Origin of the sequence: Nocardia vinacea NBRC 16497 (assembly GCF_000308835.1) — a bacterium.
In the GTDB taxonomy this organism is placed as follows: Bacteria; Actinomycetota; Actinomycetes; order Mycobacteriales; family Mycobacteriaceae; genus Nocardia; species Nocardia vinacea.
On the sequence record NZ_BAGN01000188.1, the window covers coordinates 1 to 19659 of the forward strand.

At 66.0% G+C, this 19659-nt stretch carries 21 protein-coding genes and 1 pseudogene; 14 read left to right on the forward strand and 8 right to left on the reverse strand.

Features of this window, described 5'->3' with window-relative positions:
• The 4 genes and pseudogenes from ON44_RS26110 to ON44_RS26125 all read left to right on the forward strand — a co-directional run.
• Positions 1–382, forward strand: a pseudogene (locus ON44_RS26110) (Rv3212 family protein); the annotation flags it as partial.
• Between the two features lie 49 nt (positions 383–431).
• Complete coding sequence (locus ON44_RS26115) at positions 432–1043, forward strand: acid phosphatase (RefSeq protein WP_040694882.1); 612 nt, start codon at positions 432–434, stop codon at positions 1041–1043.
• Complete coding sequence (locus ON44_RS26120) at positions 1040–1531, forward strand: GNAT family N-acetyltransferase (protein WP_040694856.1); 492 nt, start codon at positions 1040–1042, stop codon at positions 1529–1531. Before ON44_RS26115 ends, ON44_RS26120 begins: the two co-directional genes overlap by 4 nt.
• Positions 1532–1606: 75 nt before the next feature.
• Positions 1607–2287: an endonuclease V gene (locus ON44_RS26125; RefSeq protein ID WP_040694858.1), complete on the forward strand. Its 681-nt coding sequence runs from the start codon at positions 1607–1609 to the stop codon at positions 2285–2287.
• 6 nt (positions 2288–2293) lie between these two features.
• Here the strand turns inward: ON44_RS26125 and ON44_RS26130 are convergent, their stop codons facing one another.
• A complete protein-coding gene (locus ON44_RS26130) occupies positions 2294–2725 on the reverse strand; it encodes a hypothetical protein (RefSeq protein ID WP_040694860.1) in 432 nt (143 codons plus the stop codon).
• A gap of 67 nt (positions 2726–2792) precedes the next feature.
• Here ON44_RS26130 and ON44_RS26135 point away from each other — a divergent pair, with 67 nt between their 5' ends.
• Positions 2793–3737: a diacylglycerol/lipid kinase family protein gene (locus ON44_RS26135; protein ID WP_040694861.1), complete on the forward strand. Its 945-nt coding sequence runs from the start codon at positions 2793–2795 to the stop codon at positions 3735–3737.
• A 250-nt stretch (positions 3738–3987) separates the two neighbouring features.
• The gene (locus tag ON44_RS26140) at positions 3988–4242 is read left to right on the forward strand and encodes a WhiB family transcriptional regulator (RefSeq protein ID WP_011211115.1); all 255 of its coding nucleotides are present in this window, start codon (positions 3988–3990) and stop codon (positions 4240–4242) included.
• 233 nt (positions 4243–4475) lie between these two features.
• Here ON44_RS26140 and ON44_RS26145 read toward each other — a convergent pair whose 3' ends face one another.
• On the reverse strand, positions 4476–5990 hold the full coding sequence (locus ON44_RS26145) for a sensor histidine kinase (protein ID WP_040694863.1): 1515 nt from the start codon (positions 5988–5990) through the stop codon (positions 4476–4478).
• Between the two features lie 23 nt (positions 5991–6013).
• The gene (locus ON44_RS26150; RefSeq protein WP_040694864.1) at positions 6014–6229 is read right to left on the reverse strand and encodes a biotin/lipoyl-binding carrier protein; all 216 of its coding nucleotides are present in this window, start codon (positions 6227–6229) and stop codon (positions 6014–6016) included.
• Positions 6230–6319: 90 nt separating this feature from the next.
• Between ON44_RS26150 and ON44_RS54110 the strand changes: the two genes are divergently transcribed.
• On the forward strand, positions 6320–6394 hold the full coding sequence (locus ON44_RS54110; RefSeq protein WP_095887907.1) for a 50S ribosomal protein bL37: 75 nt from the start codon (positions 6320–6322) through the stop codon (positions 6392–6394).
• Between the two features lie 72 nt (positions 6395–6466).
• On the opposite strand, the gene rsrA is transcribed toward ON44_RS54110, so the two are convergent.
• Together rsrA and ON44_RS26160 are read right to left on the reverse strand one after the other, a co-directional pair.
• Positions 6467–6727, reverse strand: a complete 261-nt coding sequence (gene rsrA, locus ON44_RS26155) for a mycothiol system anti-sigma-R factor (protein WP_040694865.1) — start codon at positions 6725–6727, stop codon at positions 6467–6469.
• 20 nt (positions 6728–6747) lie between these two features.
• A complete protein-coding gene (locus ON44_RS26160) occupies positions 6748–7389 on the reverse strand; it encodes a sigma-70 family RNA polymerase sigma factor (RefSeq protein ID WP_040694886.1) in 642 nt (213 codons plus the stop codon).
• Positions 7390–7633: 244 nt separating this feature from the next.
• Here ON44_RS26160 and ybaK point away from each other — a divergent pair, with 244 nt between their 5' ends.
• Positions 7634–8128 (forward strand): Cys-tRNA(Pro) deacylase, encoded by a 495-nt coding sequence (ybaK, locus tag ON44_RS26165; protein WP_040694866.1) that lies wholly within the window; start codon positions 7634–7636, stop codon positions 8126–8128.
• A 74-nt stretch (positions 8129–8202) separates the two neighbouring features.
• Positions 8203–8562: a hypothetical protein gene (locus tag ON44_RS26170; protein ID WP_040694867.1), complete on the forward strand. Its 360-nt coding sequence runs from the start codon at positions 8203–8205 to the stop codon at positions 8560–8562.
• 24 nt (positions 8563–8586) lie between these two features.
• On the opposite strand, the gene ON44_RS26175 is transcribed toward ON44_RS26170, so the two are convergent.
• Complete coding sequence (locus tag ON44_RS26175; RefSeq protein WP_040694868.1) at positions 8587–9378, reverse strand: SOS response-associated peptidase; 792 nt, start codon at positions 9376–9378, stop codon at positions 8587–8589.
• Between the two features lie 93 nt (positions 9379–9471).
• Between ON44_RS26175 and ON44_RS26180 the strand changes: the two genes are divergently transcribed.
• From ON44_RS26180 to rsgA, 3 genes are all read left to right on the forward strand, one after another.
• Positions 9472–11019: an aldehyde dehydrogenase family protein gene (locus ON44_RS26180; protein WP_085998621.1), complete on the forward strand. Its 1548-nt coding sequence runs from the start codon at positions 9472–9474 to the stop codon at positions 11017–11019.
• Between the two features lie 370 nt (positions 11020–11389).
• Complete coding sequence (gene aroA, locus ON44_RS26185) at positions 11390–12700, forward strand: 3-phosphoshikimate 1-carboxyvinyltransferase (protein ID WP_040694888.1); 1311 nt, start codon at positions 11390–11392, stop codon at positions 12698–12700.
• Positions 12649–13683, forward strand: a complete 1035-nt coding sequence (rsgA, locus tag ON44_RS26190) for a ribosome small subunit-dependent GTPase A (protein WP_373283211.1) — start codon at positions 12649–12651, stop codon at positions 13681–13683. Before aroA ends, rsgA begins: the two co-directional genes overlap by 52 nt.
• Here the strand turns inward: rsgA and ON44_RS52805 are convergent, their stop codons facing one another.
• Together ON44_RS52805 and secA are read right to left on the reverse strand one after the other, a co-directional pair.
• Positions 13684–14061: a hypothetical protein gene (locus tag ON44_RS52805; protein ID WP_040694871.1), complete on the reverse strand. Its 378-nt coding sequence runs from the start codon at positions 14059–14061 to the stop codon at positions 13684–13686.
• Positions 14062–14192: 131 nt separating this feature from the next.
• Positions 14193–17021, reverse strand: coding sequence for a preprotein translocase subunit SecA (gene secA, locus ON44_RS26200; RefSeq protein WP_040694872.1), 2829 nt, complete (start codon positions 17019–17021; stop codon positions 14193–14195).
• A gap of 587 nt (positions 17022–17608) precedes the next feature.
• On the opposite strand from secA, the gene ON44_RS26205 reads away from it, so the two are divergent.
• The gene (locus tag ON44_RS26205; RefSeq protein WP_040694873.1) at positions 17609–19021 is read left to right on the forward strand and encodes a WS/DGAT/MGAT family O-acyltransferase; all 1413 of its coding nucleotides are present in this window, start codon (positions 17609–17611) and stop codon (positions 19019–19021) included.
• A gap of 7 nt (positions 19022–19028) precedes the next feature.
• On the forward strand, positions 19029–19586 hold the full coding sequence (locus ON44_RS26210; protein WP_040694874.1) for a DUF6912 family protein: 558 nt from the start codon (positions 19029–19031) through the stop codon (positions 19584–19586).
• The last annotated feature ends 73 nt before the right edge of the window (positions 19587–19659 follow it).

Genomic DNA, 19659 nt, shown 5'->3' on the forward strand with positions numbered 1-19659 from the left:
ACCGCGGCTGGAGGTCTTCGACGGCACCGGGAATGCGCTTGTGGTGCACCAACTTTCCGCACCGCTGAGCGATAAGACGACAACCACGCGGATCAGCTCGCTGTTCCTGGTATTCACCGGCAACAGTCTGATCGCCTTGAACGCAGGCACTTTCGATCCGATCTGGGCCACCCCCGGCGCACTCGGCAGTCCCGTCTTCATGGCGGGCCGACTACTCGTGCCGGTCGACGGCGCCATCGCGGTCCTCGATCCCGCTTCGGGCACCGAGGTGTCGCGCATTCCGGTTGCCCGCCCCGGCTACGACGGCTCCCCCATCTCGCTCGCCGTCCTCGGCACAACCGTGCTGGAAAAGCGCGGCCCGGAGATCTTCGCGCTCGGCTAGCGCCTGCCCGTTCCCGGCGGTGTCGGACCCGTACTCCATGATGGAAGTCATGTCCGCACGCGACGACGCCCGACTGGTCCTGCTCCGGCACGGCGAAACCACTTGGTCGAGCCAGCGGCGCCATACCGGCCGCACCGATCTGCCGCTCACCGAGCGCGGTGAGGAACAGGCCCGCGCCGCGGGCGGACTGCTCGGTGAGCTGAAGCTGCGCGACCCGCTGGTGCTCACCAGTCCGCGTCAACGCGCTGTGCGCACGGCGGCGCTCGCGGGGCTCACCGATACTGTCGTCGATGACGATCTGGCCGAATGGGACTACGGCGACTACGAGGGGCTGACCTCCGTCGAGATCCGTGAGCACGATCCCGGCTGGACCATCTGGACCGGAGTCGTGCCGGGTGGCGAGACGGCCGCACAGGTCGGCGCGCGCGCCGATCGGGTACTGGCATCGGTCGAAGCCGCACTGCCGGACCGGGATATCGTGCTGGTCGGCCACGGTCATTTCTCCCGGGCGCTGATCGCCCGCTGGGCCGAACTCGATATCCGGGAGGGGCGGCGCTTCGCCATGTCGACCGCCGCGATCACCGTGCTCGGTTACGAACACGACGACCGAACCATCCTGGCGCACAACCTAGTTCCCGCAAACCATGGAGCCGCACTATGACTCGCACCGGCCAGATCCGCCGCGCCACCCCCGCCGATGTACCCGCCATGGTGGGCCTGGTCGAGGATCTCGCCGAGTACGAGAAGTCCCGCGCGGAGTGCACACTCACCGCCGAGCAATTGGACGCCGCATTGTTCGGGCCGTCGCCCGCGGTTTTCGCCCATGTCGTCGAGGACGAGACCGGTGTGGTCGGCTGTGCGATCTGGTTCCTGAACTACTCCACCTGGACCGGCGTACACGGCATCTACCTGGAGGACCTGTACGTCAAACCGGAGACCCGCGGCAAGGGCTACGGCAAGGCGCTGCTGGCCGCCCTCGCCGAGGAGGCCGCCGCCAACGGCTACAGCCGGGTCGACTGGGCCGTGCTGACCTGGAATACACCCGCCATCGAGTTCTACAAATCCATCGACGCCAAACCACAGGACCAGTGGGTCGGCTACCGCCTCACCGGCGCGGCCATCGATAAGCTCGCCGCCGAAGCCTTGTGAGCGAGCGAACCATCAGAACAGCCGAGCACTCGCTCGTGCCGGAGCCGAACGCCGGCGAGGTGGAGGCTTGAGCGCGTGAGGGTTACCGCACCCACGGATTGGCCGACCACCGCGGACGAGGCCATGGCGATTCAGGATGCGTTGCGGGCATTGGTGATTACGACCGACCCGCATCCACCGCAATTCCGCACCATCGCCGGTCTCGACTCCGCCTACGACGACGAAACCGGGATCGCCGCCGCAGCCGCCGTCGTATTGGACAGTGCCACACTGGATCCCATCGATACCGCAGTAGCGCACGGTACGGTCACCTTTCCTTACGTGCCGGGCTTGCTGTCCTTCCGCGAACTGCCCGTTACCCTCGCCGCACTCGAAAAGCTCGGTACCACACCGGATCTGCTGATCTGCGATGGCCAGGGACTCGCACATCCACGCCGCTTCGGCTTGGCCTGCCATGTCGGAATCCTCACGGGCACACCGACGATCGGCGTAGCCAAAACACCGTGGGGCGACTACGCGGAGCCCGGTCCGGAGCGCGGCGCAATCAGCGATATCGCGATGGACGGCGAAGTCGTCGGGCGCGCGCTACGCACGCGGGGTGGCGTCAAACCGGTCTTCGTCTCGGTCGGTCATCTCATCGACCTGGACACGGCATGCACCCAGGTACTCGCGCTGACCCCGCGCTACCGTCAGCCGGAAACCACCCGCCAGGCCGATCACCTGTGTCGTCGGGCACTGCGCGCCGCCACCGCCTGAACCCGGCTACTTCGATTCCGGTTCGATCCCGTACACCTCGGCCATCCAGCGATTCGACGCGGGCGCGAACAAGAGCACCAGCGCGCCCGCCACGACCAGGCCGAGCAGCGCGCCGAGCACCGGCTGATGCGAATCGGTCAGCAGCGACCAGGTCACCGGAAGCAGCAGCACCTGTGCGATCACGGCGATGGCCCGCCCCCATCGGTGCCCGAGAAAAAGTCCGATCCCGGCCGCGAGCACCGCGCCGCCGAGGATCCCGAACCACGCGGCAGTGCCGTATCCGCTCGCGGCGCTCTGATCGTGCCCGAGCAGGCCACGCACGATCAGCACGATCGCCACGACCACGGCCACCGCACCCTCCAGCGCCACCAATCCGCCCGCACCGCGCACCGTCGCGGGCACACCCGCCGAAACCTCGTCTTTGCCGCTGTCCGCCACGTGGCCAAGCCTAGAACGCACTCGGCGGCTTTTCGGACCGGGCCGTGCGCCGATTAGGCTGCCGAAGGTGCGGACGTTGCTGATCGTGAATCCGAATGCCACCTCGACTACGCCGGCGACGCGGGACCTGCTGGCGCACGCGTTGGAGAGCCGGACTCAGCTGACCGTCGCGCATACCCAGCACCGCGGCCACGCGGCGGAATTGGCGCAGTGGGCAGCTACCAACGAGATGGACCTGATCGTGGTGCACGGCGGCGATGGGACGGTCAACGAGACCATCAACGGCTATCTACCGCTGCCCCAGGTCGACGATGGACAGGCCTGGCTGCCGCGCCTCGGCGTGATTCCGGGCGGCTCGGCGAATGTGTTCGCGCGCGCCCTCGGCATCTCCCCGGATCCGGTGACCGCAACCAACCAGCTCATCGATCTGCTCACCCTCGACCACGACCGCAAAATCGGGCTCGGCCTCGCCGATGACCGCTGGTTCGGCTTCAGCGCCGGTGTCGGCCTCGACGCCGATGTCTGCGAAGCGATCGACAACAGCCGCGCCAACGGCCATGCCGCGACCCCCGGTCGCTACGTTCGCACCACTGTCCGACAGTTTTTCAAGTCGAAGCGCAAGGAGCCGAGCGTCCGGATCGAGATCCCGGGATTCGACCCCATCAGTGAGGTCCATTACGCCTTCGTAACGAACGCCAGCCCGTGGACCTACCTGAACGCCACCCCGGTGCACACCAACCCGGGCACGGCCTTCGAAACCGGTCTCGGCGTGTTTGCCGTGCGGTCGATGTCGGTGGTCTCCACCCTGCTGCTTGCCAGACAGCTTCTCGCGACCAATGGAAATCCCAAGTCCCGCAACCTATTTCGCGAGGACGATGTGCCGTCCGTGCACATCGAGGCCAGCGAGCCGATCGGCCTGCAAATCGATGGCGACTTTATCGGAAAACGCAACATGGTGGATTTCACAGCCGTGCCGGACGTGCTCGAGGTCGTCGCTCCCCGCCCGAAATGAGCACGAAACGCGCGAAAAAACTCGGTGTTGTGCTGCGAAAACCGGGTAGAGCGAGTACAAAGGACCGGGCAGGTTCCCCCAGGGGTTCCTTGAGAGCGTGAGCTTCCCCACGGTGCACCAGATACCTATTGACATCTACGGTGTTCGTGAAAGCATTCACAAGCAACCGTGCGGAAACATTCGAGTCGCACAAGTGAACGATCCACAAACCATAGGCGCCCTTTGCGGCGCCCAGCAAAGGAGCAGAGGAATGGACTGGCGCCACAAGGCCATCTGTCGCGATGAGGACCCCGAGCTGTTCTTCCCGGTGGGTAACAGTGGTCCGGCGCTCGCGCAGATTGCCGATGCCAAGCTGGTCTGCGCTCGCTGCCCCGTTACCGCTGACTGCCTGTCCTGGGCCCTGAAGTCCGGGCAGGACGCCGGCGTGTGGGGCGGTATGAGCGAGGACGAGCGTCGGGCGCTCAAACGTCGCAACGCCCGCACGCGCACCCGCACCGTCGTCTAGTAGGACGACCAGCGTTACCGGACCTCTCAGCCCGGCCCGGTAACGCAGTCAAGCCCGGCACTCAGGTGCCGGGCTATTTTGTGCCTGTGTTTGATTGCGGCGCCTTCGGCGCCGCGTGTTCGCGGCCCCCTGGTGTCTCGCGGCCACGAACGGTCGCTCGTAAGACTCGCTCCGTCGTGGTCATCTATGCACGGGCTGAATCTTATTGTTTACCAGTCGAGTTCGTGATTGTCTCAGCGCCCCGAGCGACGACCCAGCGGGACCCGTAGCACCGCATCCGTACCGATGTCGGCGCCTGGGTGTAAACCGATGGAGCCGCCGAGTTCGGCGGTGACCAGGGTGCGCACGATCTGCAGGCCGAGGCGGTCGGAGGATTCCAGGCTGAAACCCGGCGGCAGGCCGCGGCCGTCATCGCTGATGATCACGTCCAGCCAGCGCGCCGAACGCTCGGAACGGATTGTCACCGTGCCGTTTTCGCCGGAATCGAAGGCGTGCTCGATGGCGTTCTGCACCAGTTCGGTGAGCACCATCACCAGCGGGGTGGCGCGTTCGGCGGAGAACACGCCGAGCGAACCAGCCCGGCGCACTTTGATTCTCGCGGTGTGCACGGTCGCGACATCGGCCATGATCGGCAGCAGCCGGTCCACCACCTCGTCGAGATCGACCTCTTCGTCCACCGACATCGACAGCATCTCGTGCACCGAGGCGATCGAGGTGACCCGGCGCACCGATTCGGTCAGTGCGACCTGCGCCTCCTCGTTCTCGGTCCGGCGCGCCTGCAACCGCAGCAGCGCGGCGACGGTCTGCAGATTGTTCTTCACCCGGTGGTGGATCTCCCGGATGGTCGCGTCCTTGCTGAGCAGCGCGCGGTCGCGGCGCTTGACCTCGGTGACGTCACGGACCAGCACCGCGGCCCCGGCCAGTTCCCCGTGCGGGCGCAGCACCAGGGTGCGCAGCAGCACGGTGGCACCACGCGCCTCGACCTCCATGCGCCGCCCGGTGCGTCCCGCCAGGGCGGCCTGGATGTCGCCGACAACCTCCTGGGCGTCGAACGGATCGGTGATCAGTGACCGGGTGGTGACGGCCAGATCCTGACCGGCCAGATCCGACTGCAAACCCATCCGGTGATAGGCCGACAGCGCGTTGGGGCTGGCGTAGACGACGATGCCCTCGGTATCCAGCCGGATGAAGCCGTCGCCCGCGCGCGGACTCGAATGCGTTGCGGCGCGGTCCTCGGTGGTCGGGAAGGTGCCGTCGGCGATCATCTGGCACAGATCGTCGGCGCAGGCGACATAGGCGATCTCCAGCGTGCTACGCACCCGCGAGCGCTGCAGATCGGTATCGCGGCTGAGCACCGCGATGACATCGTCGCCGCAGCGCACCGGAATGGCCTCGCGGATGGCGTGCACCGGATGCGGATGGTAGACGCCCTCGGCCTCGACATCGCTGTCCGCGCGCACGACCTTGCCGGTCATCAGGGCGTCGAAAACCTGCGGATGATCGGTCTGCGAGGTGGTTCTGCCGACCCGATCCTCCGGATGGACGGTGGGCGCGGTCGTCGGGCGACACTGTGCGACGCAGACGATGTCGGCGCCGTCGGCGATCGGTCCCGCACCGACCCACAGCAGCAGATCCGCGAAGGACAGATCGGCGAGCAGCTGCCAATCGCCGACCACCCGCTGCAGATGGTCCACGGCGACGCCGGGTAGGTCGGTGTGTTCGGCCAGTAGCTCACTGAGTGTCGCCATTTTCGATCTACCCGCTTCAGAAGTTAAGAGATGACGGCGATCAGGTGCCCGGCCTTGATCGCATCGCCCTCTTTGACGCCGATCGAGGTCACCGTGCCACCGCTCTCGGCGAGCACCGGGATCTCCATTTTCATCGACTCGAGGATCACCAGCGTGTCGCCCTCGTGTACCTCGTCACCCTCGGCAACGACAACCTGCTGCACGACCGATACCAGCTCCGAGAGCACTTCCTCCGCCATGACACCCCATCCACTCGTTCGCCCGTATCCGCTGAAGCTACAGCCAACCACACATGAAACAATGGCCTTCAATCAGAAGGGAGACTACCTATGGGTAAGCGTGGTCGTAAGAAGCGCAGCCGCAAGGGAAGCGCGGCCAACCACGGCAAGCGTCCTAACGCCTGAGCCGTAACAGACGAAAAACACCGAGGGCCAAGATCTTCCGTAAGGCACTCGGTGTTTTTTCTGTGTCCGGAACTACTCGGTGGTCTCGACCCGCGTGACCGTGACGGATCGGCGGATCTCCAGGCTCAGCCGATCGCGCAGCGAATCCGGTGCCCGGTCGCCACCGCACTTGCGGCTCAGCAGGCTCTTGACCTTCTCCTCGATGCCGTAGGCCTCGATGCACGGTGAGCAGTGATCCATGTGGTGCTGCAGCCGCGCCCGGGTGGCATCGTCACATTCACCGTCGAGCATGAGCCAGACGTCGGCGAGCACAGCCGTGCAGTCCAACTCCATATCGGGGTCACGCTCCGTACTCACTGCTTGACCTCCTGGCGTTCCGCGCCGTTGCGGTTGAATCCACGTTCGCGCGCCACATCGGCGAGCAAACCTTTGAGCTGCTTGCGGCCCCGATGCAGCCGGGACATCACCGTACCGATGGGAGTGCCCATGATGTCGGCGATTTCCTTATATGGGAAACCCTCGACATCCGCGTAGTACACCGCCATCCGGAATTCCTCCGGCAGCTCCTGCAGTGCGGCCTTGATGTCGTCGTCCGGCAGCGCGTCCAGCGCCTCCACCTCGGCCGAACGCAGCCCGGTCGAAGTGTGCTCGGCGGTGGCGGCGAGCTGCCAGTCGGTGATCTCGTCGGTCGGATACTGCGCGGGCTGGCGCTGCTTCTTGCGGTAGGAGTTGATGTAGGTGTTGGTCAGGATCCGGTAGAGCCAGGCACGCAGATTGGTGCCCTCCTTGAAGGATTTGAAGCCCTGGAACGCCTTGACGTAGGTCTCCTGCACCAAATCCTCGGCATCGGCCGGATTCCGGGTCATGCGCAGCGCGGCACCGTAGAGCTGGTCGAGCAACGGGAGCGCATCGCGCTCGAATCGCTGCACCAGCTCGGTATCGTCGACCGCGGCGCCGACCGCACCGTCGGTCACCACGTCATCGTCGCTCGTCACACCAATCCCTTCGATCGCCGTACCTGCCAAATCTACAGGCGCGGCCGGATCGAGTGAGAACTGAGCGTCCCTCAGCGACGTCACGGGGCGTTCGTCGAGCAGAACCGGCACCGACCTCTCCTTCACGTCCTACAGCCGCCGTACGGCTTTCGTATCGCATGCAACATGTCCGCGCTCGACTGTGTTCCCGTAGCGAACTGCCCGCACCGAAAACGCCTTGCCGACCGCCATTAGGGTGACCGGCATGGCAGGAGCCTCGACCCCGGCGATCCGCACACTGACCAAGGCCGGTGTGGCCCACCGCGTGCACGCGTACAAGCACGATCCGCGCGCCGACTCATACGGCCTCGAGGCGGTCGACGCACTCGCCGCCGAGGTCGGGGTAACGGCGGCGCAGATCTTCAAGACACTGGTGATCGAATTGTCGACCGGCGCGCTCGCGGTCGCGGTGCTGCCGGTGCCGAATACCTTGTCGCTCAAGGCGGCCGCCGCGGCGCTCGGTGCGCCCAAGGCCGTCATGGCGGATAAGGCGAAGGCCGAGCGAATCACCGGTTACGTACTCGGCGGCATCTCCCCGCTCGGCCAGCGCAAGCTGCTGCCCACCGTGGTCGATGCCTCGGCATTGGCCTGGGACCGCATGCTTTGCAGCGCGGGACGGCGCGGACTCGAGATCGAATTGGCACCGGCGGACCTGGTCCGGCTCACCGATGCAGTAACCACACCAGTCACATCCGTATAAATCCGCACCACGCCAGCAATATTTGTGCGTTACTGAACAGGCCCAGATCGTCCGACTCGAGGATGTGATGCGAAATGTCCGCGCGCCAGCGATTGTGCAGCACCGTGATCGTCACTCTGTTCGGAGTTCTCCTGCTCACCAACGGCCCGGTCGCGCTGCTAGCGCCCACGGCCACCGCCGCACCCGGCAGCCCCCTGGTGATCGACGTCAACGACTTCCCGTTCGACGAGCATGTCGTTGACGACGGGCCGAAGAAGAACAACACCCCGCCGAAGGATGAGAAGGCCGACAAGGCCGAGAAGTTGGGCGGCGGCGTCGCCGGCAAGGTCATCGACCTGGGCGGCGGCGTCGCTCGCAAGGTCATCGACTTGGGCGGTGGTATAGCCAAGTGCGCGCTGAATATCGTGACGGACAGCGTGAAGTGCCAACTCTGAGTCATCCCACAACGGGCCGGGCGATCACAGCAAGCTGATCTGCCCGGCCTTTTCCGTACCGGCCCGAGAGTCCAACGGCGCCAACAGCTCCGGACCGTTATTGCGCACGCTGTTGACCAGCGACGAGACCGGCCGCGCCACAATGCCCGCCACCGATTCGGCGCTCGGCGTCTCCAGCAGAGTGGCCGGCGCCGGATGATCCGGATCCAGCCAGGCCGCCCAATTCTCCTGCGGCATCGGCAGCGGCATCCGATCGTGGATGCGGGTGAGCTCGCCGACGGCATCGGTAGTCAGGATGGTGCACGACAGCAGCGATTCGCTCTGCTGCTGCGAACGGTCCCGCCATACCGACCACAATCCGGCCATATACAGCCGTGAGCCATCGGCATTCGCCATGAAGTACGGATGTTTCGCGACCTTGCCCTTGGCCCCGGTATCCGGTTCGACCAACCACTCGTACCAGCCGTCCATCGGAACCAGACAGCGGCGATACTTCACCGCATCGCGGAACGATGGCGTGGTCGCGGCCTTATCGGCGCGGGCATTGAACAGCGGTTTGCCTTTGACCGGCACGCCGGGTTCGGCGGCCTTGGTCCAGACCGGGATCAGGCCCCAGCGCATCCGCCGGACGCGCAACTTGGGGTCGTCGTCCGGGTGGCCGTGCTCATGGCGCTCCACCACGGTCAGTACCTGGGTGGTCGGCGCGACGTTGTAGTTGGCGGAACCGCCGTTGTCCGCGGTCGGCGTCTCGTCGATGGCGTCCAGTTCGGCGGCGAGCCGACCGGGATCGGTAGTTGTCGCATATCTGCCGCACATATGTCGATACTTGCACGCGGTGCCGACAGACTCGGGAAGAATTGATGGGAGGGGTGACCTGGTGAGAGTTGTGGCATAGCATCATCTCAGAGAATGGTCGTTAACTTATCTCGGCAAGAGGAGAGACCAACCGTGACAACCATCGAGACCACCCCAACGGCGCCGGAGACGGCGCTGACATCGGTCGATCCGGCCACCGGAGAGGTCATCGCCACCCATACCATCGCGGATGCGGACGCGGTGCGCGCCGCCGTCGCCAAGGCCCGTACCGCCGCGGCCACCTGGGGCGGGCTGAGCTTCGACGAGCGGCGCAAACATCTGCTGCGCTGGTCGAGCCAATTGGTCGCGGACTCCGCGGAGTTCACCGCGCTCATCCACAAGGAGAACGGCAAACCCCTCGACGACGCGTTCCTGGAGTTGATGCTCGCGCTCGAGCACATCGCCTGGGCGGCCAAGAACGCCAAGAAGGTGCTGTCGCCGAAGAAGGTCTTCCCCGGCGCGTTGATGGCGAATTTCTCCGCGCGATTGGAACAGCGCCCGCTGGGTGTCGTCGGCGTGATCGGCCCGTGGAACTATCCGGTCTACACCCCGAACGGCTCCATCGCCTACGCACTGGCCGCGGGCAATTCCGTGGTCTTCAAGCCGAGCGAATTCTCCACCGGCATCGGCAATTTCCTCTCCGATGCGTTCAAGAAGGCCAATCCGGAGCTGCCCGAAGGCGTCTTCGAGACCGTCAATGGTTACGGCGCGACCGGCGCGGCGCTGGTTCAGGCCGGGGTGGACAAGATCGCGTTCACCGGCTCCACCGCGACCGGCAAGAAGATCATGGCCGCGGCCGCCGAATCGCTGACCCCGGTGCTGCTGGAGTGCGGCGGTAAGGATGCGGTGATCGTCGCGAGCGATGCCGATGTGAAGGCCGCGGCCGATGCGGTCGCCTGGGGCGCCACCGCCAATAGTGGCCAGACCTGCGCCGGTGTGGAGCGGGTCTATGTGGACCGCTCGGTGCGCGACGACTTCGTCGCCGAGGTCGAGCGCATTCTGAAGGACATCAAGCCGGGCTCGGACGCCGATGCTTCCTACGGTCCGATGACCATGCCCAGCCAGATCGATATCGTGCGTCGCCATATCGATGACGCGCTGAAGAATGGCGGCACCGCGGTGCTCGGCGGGCCGGAGTCGGTCAAGGGTCCGTTCATCGAGCCGGTCGTACTCGTCGATGTGGACGAGAACTCCGAGGCCGTGGCCGAGGAGACCTTCGGCCCGACCGTCACCATTCGGACGGTGGACGGCGTCGACGAGGCGGTCGAGCTGGCGAACAGGTCCAAGTACGGGCTGTCCTCGGCGGTCTACTCGAAGAAGAACGGCCTGGAGATCGCGCGCAGGCTGCGTGTCGGCGCGACCTCGGTGAACTCCGTCCTCGCCTTCGCCGCCATCGCGGGCCTGCCCTTCGGCGGTGTCGGCGATTCCGGAATCGGGCGCATCCACGGCGAGCCCGGCCTGCGCGAATTCGCCCGGCCGCATTCGATCGCAGTGCAGCGCTTCGCGATTCCCGGCATGGCACTGCTCAGCTACTCCCGGACCCAGTCCACCATGAAGCTGCTGCGACGCCTGGTCCCGATCCTGCACGGACGCCACAAGTAACCCGCCGCGACCACGCCCGCTCGTTCACCGCCTATGAGCGATCGAGCGGGCGTGCCGGCGAATAGGCGTAATGAAGCCGCTCGGCAGCAATAATCACCACACCCGTCGATTTGCGACCGCACACCCGAGGTCGTCACTACCCGCGTGCGATCGAGCGGTGCGGGTGGCGAAGAAGCGTGTGCGGCCGATCGGCAATCACCACACCTCGATTCGCGACGACACACACACTCCAGGTCGTCACGACAGATGCGCGACCGGAGGGTGCGGTGGCGAATGAGCATGTGTAATGCGGTTGTGCGAGGCGGGTGTGGCTGATGGGGCGCGCGATTTCGGGGGCAGTTCGGTGACCGCCCGTGTGTCCGGGTTCGCGATGGGTGAAGATGGACAGGTGAGTTTCTGGCCAGCGCCCCATGTCGATGTCCCCGTGCACGCGACCGTGACCCTGCCCGGATCGAAATCGATCACGAACCGGGCACTGATCCTGGCCGCACTCGCCGAGGGTCCGTCGACCATTTCCGGCGCGCTGCGCAGCCGCGATACCGAACTCATGATCGGCGCCCTGCGCGCATTGGGCGCCCGCATCGAGGGCGACGCCGAAACGCTGACCGTGACACCCGCGCCGCTGCACGGCGGCACCGTCGACTGCGGCCTCGCAGGCACCGTCATGCGCTTCCTGCCCCCGGTAGCGGCCCTGGCCACCGGCGATGTCGCCTTCGACGGTGACGAGCAAGCCCGGGTTCGCCCACTCGGCACCATCCTGGAAGCACTGCGCCGGATCGGCGCGGAAATCGAGGGCGACGCACTGCCGTTCACAGTGCACGGCAAGGGTGCGCTGCGCGGGGGCGCGGTCACCATCGATGCCTCCGGATCCTCTCAGTTCGTCTCCGGACTGCTGCTGTCGGCGGCCCGGTTCGATGAGGGCATCGTGGTGCACCACGACGGCAAGGCACTGCCCTCGATGCCGCATATCGAGATGACGGTGGAGATGCTGCGGCGCGCCGAGGTCGCCGTCGATGCCCCCGCCGACAGCCGCAAGGCCCAGACCTGGACCGTCGCACCCGGCCCGATCCGCGCGGTGAATTGGGATGTGGAGCCCGATCTGTCCAATGCGACGCCCTTCCTTGCGGCGGCCGCAGTCACCGGCGGCGAGGTCCGCATCCCGCACTGGCCGCGCCTGACCACCCAGCCCGGTGACGTGATCCGGGAGATCCTGGTGCGCATGGGCGCCGAGGTAACCCGCTTCGACGGTGTGCTGACCGTGCACGGCCCGGAGCGCCTGGCCGGTATCGATATCGATCTGCACGATGTCGGCGAGTTGACCCCGACCGTGGCCGCCCTTGCGGCGCTCGCGGATTCGCCGTCCTGGCTGCGCGGTATCGCGCATCTGCGCGGTCACGAGACCGATCGGCTCGCGGCCCTGTCCACCGAGATCAACCGGCTCGGCGGCAATGTCACCGAGACCGACGACGGACTCGAGATCACCCCGGCCCCGCTGCACGGCGGCCGCTGGCATTCCTATGCCGACCACCGAATGGCAACGGCCGGTGCGATTCTCGGACTCCGGGTGCCCGGCGTGGAAATCGAGGATATCGGCACCACGGCCAAGACGCTGCCCGGATTCGTCGGCCTGTGGGAACAGATGCTCGATCCCACGCTCTCGGATCAGGGAGCGGCCCGCTGAGAAAGCGCGAGTACGACGAGTCGGATGTCCGGGTGCGCCCGGGCAAATCCTCTCGTCCACGCACGAAAACCCGTCCGCAGCACAATGATGCGGAATCGGCCATGGTCGTCTCGGTGGACCGCGGCCGCTGGGGTTGCGTGCTCGGCGGCGATCCGGCCAAGCTGATCGTCGCCATGCGGGCCAGGGAACTGGGCCGCACCCCGATCGTCGTCGGCGATCAGGTCGACGTGGTCGGCGATCTGTCCGGCAAACCCGATACCCTGGCCCGCATCGTCCGCGTCGGGGAACGTCGAACCGTCCTGCGCCGCACCGCCGATGACACCGATCCCTTCGAACGGATCGTCGTCGGCAATGCCGAACAGCTGTTCATCGTGGTCGCCCTCGCCGATCCGCCGCCGCGCACCGGTTTCGTCGAACGTGCCATGGTCGCCGCGTATGCCGGTGGACTGCAACCGATTCTGTGTTTGACCAAACACGATCTGGCCGCCGAATCCGAATTCGCCGCCGCCTTCGACGATCTCGACCTCACCATCATCTACGGCGGCATCGACGACCCGAGCGAACCGGTCCTCGATCTGCTCACCGACCGACTCACCGCCTTCATCGGCCACTCCGGCGTCGGCAAATCGACGCTGGTGAATCGCCTTGTACCCGATGCGGATCGGGCGGTCGGCGAAGTCTCCGGCGTGGGCAAGGGCAAACACACCTCAACCCAATCGGTCGCCCTACCGCTCCCCAACGGCGGCTGGGTCATCGACACACCCGGTGTCCGTTCCTTCGGACTGGCTCACATCACGCCCGACGATGTCATCGCCGCCTTCACCGATCTGGCCGCCGCCATCGAGGATTGTCCCCGCGGCTGCACCCATCTCGGTCCCCCAGCGGATCCGGAATGCGCGCTGGATACCTTGCCCGGCAAGGAACGCCGCGTCGCCGCGATCCGTCTCCTGCTGACCGCGCTGAACTCCAACGAATCCTGGTAGTCAGTGCCCGTCGGCCTGTTCAGGCGCGAAGGGCCATTCCTCGAATCGGTCGCAGCGACCGTCGGAGTCGAACCGCAATACCCACAGATCCCGCCAGCGCGACAACGTATCCCACCGATACTCCACGCTCACCCGCACCACGGCGGTCGAATCCTGCACCGCGACAACCTCGGCCGCCATCGTGAACGCCTCATCCGGCCCACTGCGCTCGGCCTCCCAGAACACCTCGAGCGGTTCGAGACCGACAATCGGTTCCGCCCATGGCGACACCAGGTACTCGACGTCGCGGGTGAACAGCTCCCCGAGCATCGCGGTACCCGGCGCACGCCAGGCCCGTTCATAACCACCGACCCATTTCTGCACAGCGTCCCGGTCCACGCCTCGTAAGCTACTCCGCCGCACCACCCCTCGTGGGTGTTAGCGACTGCTTGCAGGTCGCTCGAAAGAGTCCGCTTCACCGACGACGAAGGCGCCCACGGACTCGAGTCCATGGGCGCCTTCGTGATCGATCAGTGCCGACGCCGCGACTTCGGTGCGCGCTTCGGCTTGGCCTGCGCGCGGGCCGCCTCGCGGCGCTCACGGCGAGTGCTGCCGTCGCCGTACTCCTCGGCATCACTGTGCACCGCCGCGTGGCCGCCCTCGTCCGGACCCGAGTAGTGGAAGCCGTTGTTGGCCCGGGAATCGCTGATCCCCTTGGCGCGCAACGCCGCCGGCGCGCCATTGCCGACCGGCGCCTCCTGGGTGGGCAGTGGGCGCGGCGCGGTGGCGCCGACCGGCGAGCGCAGGCCCGGCTCGACCGCGACGCCCTCGGGCTGCGGCTGCTGCACCTCGACCTGCAGGTTGAACAGGAAGCCGACCGACTCCTCCTTCAGGCCCTCGAGCATCGCGGCGAACATATCGAAGCCCTCGCGCTGGTATTCGACCAACGGATCGCGCTGGGCCATGGCACGCAGGCCGATGCCCTCCTTGAGGTAATCCATCTCGTAGAGGTGCTCGCGCCACTTGCGGTCCAGCACCGAAAGCAGCACCTGGCGTTCGAGATTGCGCATCGAGCCGTCGCCGGCCAGACCGTCGATCTGCTGTTCGCGCTTCTCGTAGGCGTCGTGCGCGTCATCGAGCAGCGATTCGACCAGTTCGTCCTTGGTCAGATCGCCCGCCTCGCCGACACCGGTCTCACCGGTCAGCTCCTTGTAGTCCAGGCTCACCGGGTACAGCGTCTTCAGCGCGGTCCACAACTTGTCCAGATCCCAGTCCTCGACGTAGCCCTCGGCGGTGGCGCCGTCCACATAGGCGGTGACCACGTCGGTGATCATCTCCTGGACCTGGCCCTCCATATCCTCGCCGCGCAGGATCCGGTTGCGCTCGCCGTAGATGACGGTGCGCTGCTGGTTCATCACCTCGTCGTACTTGAGCACGTTCTTGCGGATCTCGAAGTTCTGCTGCTCGACCTGGGTCTGCGCACTCTTGATGGCCTTGGACACCATCTTCGCCTCGATCGGCACATCGTCGGGCAGGTTGAGCCTGGTCATGATGGCCTCGAGCGCGGCGCCGTTGAAGCGCCGCATCAACTCGTCACCGAGCGACAGATAGAACCGGGACTCACCCGGATCACCCTGACGGCCGGAACGACCACGCAGCTGGTTATCGATACGCCGCGATTCGTGCCGCTCGGTGCCGAGCACGTACAGACCACCCGCATCGCGCACCAGGTCGGCGTCCTCGGCGGTCTGCTCCTTGACCCGCTCCAGCGTCGGCAACCAGGCGGCCTGGTACTCCTCCGGTGTCTCCACCGGATCCAGCCCCTCTTTGCGCAGGATGATGTCGGTGATGATGTCCGGGTTACCGCCGAGCACGACGTCGGTACCACGACCGGCCATATTCGTCGCGACCGTGACCGCGCCCGGCCGACCGGCCTCGGCGATGATCTCGGCTTCCTTCTCGTGGAACTTCGCGTTCAGCACGTTGTGCGCGATGCCGCGCTTGGTGAACTGCTTGGACAGGTACTCCGAACGCTCGACGCTGGTGGTACCGATCAGCACCGGCTGGCCCTTCTCGTGCCGTTCGGTGACATCGTCGACCACGGCCGCGAATTTGGCCTCTTCGGTCTTGTAGATCAGATCGGACTGGTCCGCGCGGATCATCGGCTTATTCGTCGGGATCGGGACCACGCCGAGGCTGTAGATCTGGTGCAGCTCGGCGGCCTCGGTCTCGGCGGTACCGGTCATACCCGAGAGCTTGTCGTAGAGGCGGAAGTAGTTCTGCAGCGTGATCGTGGCGAGGGTCTGGTTCTCCGGCTGGATCTCGACGCCTTCCTTGGCCTCGATCGCCTGGTGCATGCCCTCGTTGTAACGACGCCCGACCAGGATGCGGCCGGTGAATTCGTCGACGATGATGACCTCGCCGTCGCGGACGATGTAGTCCTTGTCCCGGTGGTAGAGCTCCTTCGCCTTGATGGCGTTGTTCAGGTAGCTGACCAGCGGCGAGTTGGCCGCCTCGTAGAGGTTGTCGATGCCGAGCTGATCCTCGACGAACTCCACACCCGCTTCGTGCACACCGATGGTGCGCTTCTTGATGTCGACCTCGTAGTGCAGGTCCTTCTTCAACAGCGGTGCGATGCGGGCGAATTCGGCGTACCACTTCGAGGAGGCGTCGGCCGGACCCGAGATGATCAGCGGGGTGCGGGCCTCGTCGATGAGGATGGAGTCGACCTCGTCGACCACGGCGAAGTTGTGCCCGCGCTGGACCAGATCGTCCAGCGAGTGGGTCATATTGTCGCGCAGGTAGTCGAAGCCGAACTCATTGTTGGTGCCGTAGGTGATGTCGGCGTTGTAGGCCACCCGCCGCTCGGCCGGTGTCATACCGGACAGGATCACGCCGACCTCGAGGCCGAGGAAGCGGTGCACGCGGCCCATCCACTCCGCGTCGCGCTTGGCCAGGTAGTCGTTGACCGTGACCACGTGCACGCCGTCGCCCGAGATGGCGTTGAGGTAGGCCGGCAGCACACAGGTCAGGGTCTTGCCCTCACCGGTCTTCATCTCGGAGATGTTGCCGAGGTGCAGCGAGGCGCCACCCATCACCTGCACCTTGTAGTGCTTCTGGTTCAGCACCCGCCAGGATGCCTCGCGCGCCACCGCGAACGCCTCCAGGAGCAGATCGTCCAGCGTTTCGCCGTCCGCGTAGCGCTCCCTGAACTCGTCGGTCTTGGCACGCAACTCGTGGTCGGTGAGCTCCTCGAACTCGGGCCCGAGCGCGAGGACCTCATCCGCGAGGTGGGCGAGCCGCTTGACCGTGCGTCCCTCACCAATCCGTAGCAACCTCGTCAGTGTCAGCGCAGGCACGGGTCTCGTCAGTCCTCTGGTCGGTGTGTCAAATGTTCGGCCGTCACCCGGGGCGGGCAGTGTGCACATGGCCCCCGCCGAGCATGGCGGAATCCGCAGCACGCTTCATGGTAATGCGGCATCCATTTTAGGTGCCGATGACCAGCGACATAGCGGCGCATCCGCCGCTGCCGCCGAGGCGGCAGCCGTTTCTTCTCACCGTACCCGTGTGTCGGCGGTCGGAGCCGGTGGGAATCCGATGGACCGGAACCTGTTTCAGCATCGGTGTCATACGATGTAAGTCGTTCGTCGTTCCGAACGCCGCGAACCCTGTCTACCAGGGACGACCCATAATCCGACGGCATACGACGACACCAAGGGCAGCGCGGCTCAAAAGGCATCCGTTATACGGCACCCCGATTACTGTGATCGAATCGAGTTCCTCCGGTATCGAACCAAGGGAGCCTTCCACGGAACCTGGCGCGGGTAAAGGGTTGCGCGAATATCACTGGATATGCCACAGGGGGCAGAACGAACCGTTGTGGGCGACCACAATGGGCGATGAGACGGCTCGGGTGGGAGCCACATCGGAAGGAGCACCGGGCAGCGTGATCACGAGATTGACGCCGCAGGACACGTCGTTCTATCGGCTCGAGTCGAGCAGCAATCCGATCCATATCGGCTCTCTCGCGATCGTCCGAGGTACCGACTCCACACAGGGGGAAACGGCACTCGACTACGACGGACTGGTCGATCTGGTGGAGAGCAGGCTTTCCCTGGTCCCCCGCTACCGCAGGAAAGTGCGCGAGATCCCGTTCGCGCTCGGCCGCCCGGTCTGGGTCGAGGACAGCCATTTCGATATCACCTATCACATTCGCCGCTCCGCACTGCCCGCTCCGGGAACCGACTGTCAGCTGCACGATCTGGTGGCTCGGCTGGCGTCGCGACCGCTCGATCAGAGTCGCCCGCTGTGGGAGATGTATTTGATCGAGGGCCTGGCGCAGGGCCGGTCCGCGATCTTCACCAAAACCCACTCGGCGCTCGTCGATGGGGATACCGCGCTCGAGATCGGGCACGTCATCCTCGATACCAGCGCATCACCGCGCGGTATCGCCGATGACGCCTGGGTGGCGCCGCGCGAACCCAACGAGATGGAACTGCTGATCGGCGCGCTCACCCACCTGTCCGCGCAGCCGCGCGAGGCGCTCGAAGTGGCGCGCGACGCGAGCGCGCACGCGTTCTCGGTGGTCGAGGCCGCGGGCAAGGCGGTGGATTCGATGGTTTCGGCCGTGCGCGCGGCCACCGTCGGCGCTCCGGACAGCCCGCTCAACGCCAAGACCTCGCGCAACCGCCGCTTCGATGTGGTGCGCACGGATCTGGAGGACTACCGCAAGATCCGCAAGCGCTTCGAATGCTCGATCAACGATGCGATCCTGGCCGTCGTCACCGGGGCGCTGCGCAATTGGCTGCTCTCGCGCGGTGAGGCGCTCACCGAATCGACCGTGCTGCGCGCGGTGGTGCCCATGTCTGTCTATGTCGAAGGCATCGACGACCAGCTGAAACCGGCCAGCGAGGTCTCCTCGTTCCTCATCGATCTGCCGGTGGGCGAACCGAATCCGGTGATGCGCCTATCGCACATCTCCCACGCCACCGAGGCCAACAGCAAGCACCGGCGCGGCGTGCGGGCGCGCACCCTGGTGCACCTGGCCGGCTTCGCTCCGGCGAGCCTGCATGCGATGAGTGTGCGGGCGGCGAGTACGTTCGCAGAGCACACGTTCAATCTGGTGATCACCAACGCACCGGGTCCGCAGACCCCGATGTATATCGGCGGCGCGCGGATGCTGGAGATGTATCCGGTGTCGCCGCTGCTGCGCAACCAGGCCTCGAGCATCGGGATCACGTCCTATGACGGACGCGTCTTCTACGGACTCAACGCCGACCGCGACGCGATGGCCGATATCGGCGTGCTGGCCGCGTCGGTGCACGAGTCCATGGAGGAGATGCTCGGTGCCTGCGTCTGAGAACACCATGCGGGTCTATATCCCCGCCACCGTGCCGATGCTGCGTGAGCTCGTCGCGAACCGGGAACTGCGCCCGGTCGGCGGCACCGCCTTCGCGGTCACGCCGACACTGCGCGAGGCCTATGCCTCCGGTGACGACGAAGAATTGGCCGAGGTCGCGATGGCCGAGGCCGCACGGGCCTCGTTGCGCCTGCTCGCCGCCGAGCGTGAGGAGGCCACCGAGGCGTCCGACGACGAGGACGCCGACGCCGACGACCCCGCCACCACCTACCACAGCCCGGTCTATCGCCGCGCGGTCATCGCCGCCGATGTGACCGGTGCGAAGCTGCGCCCCGACCTCGACGACGCGGTGGTGCGGTTGGCCGGACCGATCGGTTACGACCGGATCGCCTCGGTGCACGTCGACCTGGCGGAGGCCGAACCCGAGGTGGCCAAGGCGGTCGATGTCGTCGATGCCGCCGACCTCGGCGATGCCGATGCCGAATTCGTGCTCGGTGATGCCGAAGACCATCAGCTGGCCTGGTACGCCGCCCAGGAGCTGCCGTTCCTGCTCGAATTGCTGTGAGCGAGCGGCAGCGAGTGAACCAAAAACACAGCGCGCTTCGGGGCACGGCGGAACCGAGCGCCAGCGAGGTGGA